A 5,259-nucleotide genomic window follows, 5' to 3' on the forward strand; every position below is an offset into this window, starting at 1 on the left:
CTGCATAGCTCTCGTGCATGTTGTCTCGTCGCTATCATGTTGTGGTGCATTGACCGAATTTTGAAATAAGTTCTACTTTGCTGCTGTAGCTTTCCTGGCCTGGCGAATGTTTCTGCCAGATAAATCAGCCGGTGGAACGAGATCGGTTGAGCCAAATCTGGGTCTTGCGCTGCTGTTCGCCGCTCCAATTTCTGTAGTAGCCGGTATGCTCGGTGTTGGTCCAGGATTTCTGCTGTTGCCAACCCTGATTTTACTGCACTACGAGCCAAAGCACGCAGCCGCAATTAATACACTCGCAGTAATGCCGCCTTCCTTCTCAGCATTGATTCCCTCATTTGGCAACCGCAACCATTAATTGGACGCTCGGAGCCATTCTGGTAGTTGTTGGGGCAGCGGGTTCATTTTTTGGTGCACGTCTGACCAGTCTCTATGTTCCCGGTCAGCGGCTCAAGCAGGCTTTTGGGGTGCTCATCGTTGTGATGACGCTGTATAAACTCTTTCAAATTTTAGGATAAATGTCGTGACCGGGTTATAACTGGCAATAATCAGATACAGGTTGCCACCACCACTCGCACGTGTTATCATGTAAATAGGCATATTGAAAAGGCAGCAATCTGACGAAATGTATAACAGTACCCCTGTCCTGTTACAGGATAGGGGTGTTTGTATCACGAACGAGCTTATCTCATGCGCGAATGGTTGCTTTCGACAACCTACCAGTTTCTGATAAACATGCGGTTTGTTGCCTGGCGTGTGCTTCGTCCGCGTGCAATTGGTGTGCGGGTGATTGTCCAGCAGGGTGATTCATTTTTGCTGGTGCGGCATCGCGGAGGAGCAGCGCCGTGGGGATTGCCCGGCGGTGCTATTGACCGGGGTGAGACGCCTGCCGATGCTGCCCGTCGTGAAGCGCTGGAAGAGAGTGGCTGCCCGGTCACCATCACGGCGCTGCATGGGGTCTTTCATTATCTGGCCGACGGTCTGAGCGATTATATTATTGTATTTACGGCAGCAGCCGAGGGGCCGCCGGTGCCGCCAACCGGCGATCTGGAGATTTGTGATGCGCGCTTCTTTCATCCCGATCAGTTGCCCGCAGGCGTGGAAGCCGGTAGTGCGCGGCGCATTGCCGAGGCACGGCGTGGCGAACGTGGAATCTTTGCATCCTGGTAGTTGTTGTTGAGGTGGTTATGCCCTACACACCAATTCTGGCCACACTTGGTTATGTGCTATCGCCCGACCGGCGATCGGTCTTGATGGTTCATCGCAATGCCCGTCCCGGTGATCAACATTTAGGTAAGTATAACGGCCTGGGTGGTAAGCTCGAACGCGATGAAGAGATTGTTGCCGGTATCCAGCGCGAATTGTTTGAAGAAGCCGGCATTACTGCGCTCGAACTGACATTGCGAGGTACAGTAAGCTGGCCGGGGTTCGGCAAACATGGTGAAGACTGGTTTGCGTTTATCTTCTTAATCACGCGTTTCGCCGGTGAGCCGCCGCCTTCCAACGATGAAGGTACCCTTGAATGGGTACCGCTCCAGCGCGTCATGCACCTTCCTCTGTGGCCGGGTGATCGATTTTTTCTCCCGCTGGTCTTCGATGACGATCCGCGTCCATTCCATGGCGTGATGCCTTATGCGAACGGTCAACCGGTGGCCTGGAACTTCTCACGGATCGGTACAGGCTAACGCATCGTGGTATAATTGCTCTCATCCTATCGTGGTGCGCTGTTATGCGACAGCGTCGTGGATTGCGGCAGAAGCCTATGCTTGACATTAAACTCATTCGTGAACAACCCGATGAAGTAAAACGCCGGCTCGCTCGTTGTGGGGTTGATGGGGCAGTCGTCGATCAGGTGCTGGCTTTTGATGAACAACGCCGACGCTTGATTTATGAGGTGGAGACACGCAAAGCTGAGCGCAATACCGTCTCGAAGCAGATTGGTGCGATGAAAGACCCGGCTGAGCGGCAGGCAAAGATAAACGCGATGCGCCAGTTGGGTGATGAAATCGCCGCGCTCGACCGGCAACTGGCCGAGGTGGAAGAGCAACAGCGGGCAGTGATGCTCGAAATTCGCAATCTGCCCCATCCTGATGTTCCCAATGGGGTTGATGATCGCGACAATGTGGTGATCTATCAAGAGGGTGAAGAGCGGCAGTTGCCCTTTCCGGCCCGTCCGCACTGGGAATTGGGTGAGGCGTTAGGCATCATCGATTTTGAACGCGGGGTGAAGCTGGCCGGTTCCCGTTTTTACGTGATGCGTGGGGCGGGCGCCCGCCTTCAGCGCGCTGTTATTCAGTGGTTGATCGATCTGCACCTGGAACAGGGTTACCAGGAAGTGTACACACCCTTTGTGGTCAAAGAATCGGTGTTGTGGGCATCAGGTCAGTTGCCGAAGTTCCGCGATAACCTCTACCGCGACGAAGAGTCGGGTTTATGGCTGGTGCCAACGGCAGAAGTTCCGTTGACCAGTCTCTACGCCGATGAAATCCTCGACGCGAGTCAGTTGCCGATCTATCACGTTGCCTATACGCCCTGTTTCCGCAAAGAGCAGCTTAGCGCCGGGCGTGATGTGCGTGGTATCAAGCGCGGCCATCAGTTCGACAAGGTTGAGATGTATATGTTTGTGACGCCTGATCAGAGCTATCAGGCGCTCGAAAAACTGCGCCGCGATGCTGAAGAGTGTGCCCGCCGGTTAGGGTTGCCGTTCCGCACGAAACTGCTCTGTACCGGCGATCTCGGTTTTGGTTCAACCAAGACCTACGACATTGAAGTTTGGGCGCCGGGTGTGGGCGAATGGCTTGAAGTCAGCTCGTGCTCGAATGTGGAAGCATTTCAGGCCCGACGCGCCAATTTGCGCTACCGACCTGAACCGGGAGCAAAGCCTGAGTTTTTACACACGCTGAACGGTTCGGGGTTGGGATTGCCGCGCACAATCATCGCGATTATGGAGAATTATCAGCAGGAAGACGGAAGTATCCTGATTCCTGAGGTGTTACGGCCATACATGGGTGGCATGGAACGGATCGGGCCGTAAGCTGCGATCCGCATCAAGCAGGAAACAACGCCTATGCCGGTTGTGATTCAGCTCACCAGCTCAATGCACGGTGGTACCAGTCCGAGTTGCGGTACCGGTAATCATAGCAGTTGTGGGCCAGATTGTGGGTGTGGTTGCCCATACACCGGGATGGTCGAACGTGGTTGGGTGGAGCCGGTAGCGCTGATCGAACAGCGCTACCCCGGCCAATGGCTGGCACTGGTGATTCCTCCCGGCGAAGACGAAGAACATCCTGAGCAGGCGATGCTGGTTGCCTACAGCACCGATCCCAATGAGGTCTGGGATGCGGTGAGTCGAATTACCTTCAACCAGGTTGTCCACGTCTATTTTAATGGGTCGCTGGCCGATTATCTGGCCTGGGCTGAAGCTGAATGATCATGCTGACAGTAAGCGATTATATGGCGCAACCGATTGTTTCGCCTGACGTTAGTATTCGTTACGGAGATCACCCCGATCAATTTGGCGATCTGTATTTGCCTGCACAGGTACACCCGGCGCCGGTCGTGATGATGATTCATGGCGGCTGCTGGCAGGCCGCTTACCCCCTTACCCCGCTTGGCGAGTGTTGTGCAGCGTTACGCGCACACGGTTATGCCGTGTGGAATCTGGAGTACCGTCGGCTGGGAAATGGTGGTGGGTGGCCGTACACATTTCTTGACGTTGCTGCCGGTGCCGATCATCTGCGGGTATTGGCGGAACACTATCCGCTTGACCTGAGTCGGGTCGTGGTTGTTGGCCATTCAGCCGGTGGGCATCTGGCGCTCTGGCTGGCTATGCGGCCAAAGCTTCCTCCCACCAGCCCGCTGTACACCCCCCATCCGTTACCGGTACACGGTGTGGTGGCACTGGCGGCAGTTGCCGATCTACGCCGGGGTGTCACCGCTACGGCCTGTGGCACTGCCTGTCTGGAACTGATCGACAACGAAGAAGCGCACTGCGCTGAAACATCACCTCACGCACGTCTACCACTCGACGTACCACACTATCACCTCGTGGGTGCTGATGACCCGATTGTACCGGCGTCGTATGTGGCGGCTTTTGTTGACGCCGCCCGTCAGGCCGGCGATCTGGCACATCTGACAATCGTGCCTAACTGTGGCCACTTTGAACTCACGACACCCCATAGTCAGGCATGGCAAACCATCGTGCAGGCGATTGACAAGGCATGTTCCCTAAATCGGTCTTAAGGCGGATAGACGCCCGTATCTTGATTTGCTATACTTTTCACAGGTCGAGCGATGGAGCAACAGACATCGCCCGACATGTATCCTCCCAATCCTCACTGTTGCTCCCCATAATCCCCTTACGGCCACCGATAAGTGGCCGTTGCCACATGTGTAATGGGTCGCGGCGGCAATGCCCCGCGACCCGTACCGCTTTTTATGCGGTATAATAAAAAAGTCATGCCGGTTGTTCCAGGGTGCGTTATACTAAATACAATAGGAAGTGTACGGTAGAGGAGTGACGTGTGTTAACCTCGGATGAGTTAACGCCAACCAGTGACAGTTACGCCCAACGGGAGATGGAGATACTGCGCCGTGAACTGAGTGAAGCTCAGGCGCTGATCCGAACGTTGCGTCGTCAATTGGAGAAGGCGATAGCTGCGGCGCAAGAAGCCCAACGTGCTCATGCCAAGATGGTTGAGACGCTCACCGAGACGATGCGCGAAAACACTGTGCTCTGTCACGAGCGAGATATGTGGCGTGCCCGTGCCCAACGTCTCGAATCCTCGTTGCACGAAGAGATTCGACCAGGGGCGGCAATTGACATCAGTTCGCTGGTTGGTCAGATCAGTGAAGATGAAGCAAATGCTATTCGCAAAGCGATGGCACGCCTGCATCATCCAGATGTCGGTGGCGACCCGGAGCGGATGAAGGCGTGGAACGCAGCGCTCGACCGGCTGTTCCGACAGTAGAGGCTGTTATATCCGTTGCCCACACCTGATGAACGCACAGTATGCCGTTGAATATTCCTCGTTACTGCAAGGTACCTCCTCATTCGTTGCGGTGTAGTCATTAGCTTTGTAATATCAAGCCTTGTTTATCACTGGCTGGCACCCGATATGGGGTGATCCGCGATTAACCATCCCCTCCACGACGATCCCTATGCATTACCCACAACTGGTGTTAACCACGTGCGTATCAGCGGGGATGATCGCTATGAGTGCTGTTGTGAGCGACTGGCCCGATGGTAGTGCGCCGATTCAG

Annotated in this window: 8 protein-coding genes; all 8 read left to right on the top strand. The window is 55.0% G+C overall.

The window, feature by feature from the left end; genetic code table 11:
• The first annotated feature begins 106 nt into the window (after nt 1-106).
• A complete protein-coding gene (locus tag VAE55_RS11345) occupies nt 107-355 on the top strand; it encodes a TSUP family transporter (RefSeq protein ID WP_322815894.1) in 249 nt (82 codons plus the stop codon).
• Nucleotides 336-515, top strand: a complete 180-nt coding sequence (locus VAE55_RS11350) for a hypothetical protein (protein ID WP_322815895.1) — start codon at nt 336-338, stop codon at nt 513-515. Before VAE55_RS11345 ends, VAE55_RS11350 begins: the two co-directional genes overlap by 20 nt.
• 172 nt (nt 516-687) lie before the next feature.
• Nucleotides 688-1,167 (top strand): NUDIX domain-containing protein, encoded by a 480-nt coding sequence (locus VAE55_RS11355; RefSeq protein ID WP_242605029.1) that lies wholly within the window; start codon nt 688-690, stop codon nt 1,165-1,167.
• 17 nt (nt 1,168-1,184) lie between these two features.
• A complete protein-coding gene (locus VAE55_RS11360) occupies nt 1,185-1,682 on the top strand; it encodes an 8-oxo-dGTP diphosphatase (RefSeq protein ID WP_322815896.1) in 498 nt (165 codons plus the stop codon).
• A 77-nt stretch (nt 1,683-1,759) separates the two neighbouring features.
• Entirely contained in the window at nt 1,760-3,031 is a 1,272-nt protein-coding gene (gene serS / locus VAE55_RS11365) for a serine--tRNA ligase (protein WP_322815899.1), read from the top strand.
• A 33-nt stretch (nt 3,032-3,064) separates the two neighbouring features.
• A complete protein-coding gene (locus VAE55_RS11370; protein WP_322815897.1) occupies nt 3,065-3,427 on the top strand; it encodes a hypothetical protein in 363 nt (120 codons plus the stop codon).
• Between the two features lie 2 nt (nt 3,428-3,429).
• Nucleotides 3,430-4,239, top strand: a complete 810-nt coding sequence (locus VAE55_RS11375) for an alpha/beta hydrolase (RefSeq protein ID WP_322815898.1) — start codon at nt 3,430-3,432, stop codon at nt 4,237-4,239.
• Between the two features lie 281 nt (nt 4,240-4,520).
• Complete coding sequence (locus VAE55_RS11380) at nt 4,521-4,967, top strand: hypothetical protein (RefSeq protein ID WP_012256347.1); 447 nt, start codon at nt 4,521-4,523, stop codon at nt 4,965-4,967.
• Nucleotides 4,968-5,259 lie beyond the last annotated feature (292 nt).

The sequence above is a fragment of the Chloroflexus sp. genome, assembly GCF_034432675.1.
Taxonomy (GTDB): Bacteria; Chloroflexota; Chloroflexia; order Chloroflexales; family Chloroflexaceae; genus Chloroflexus.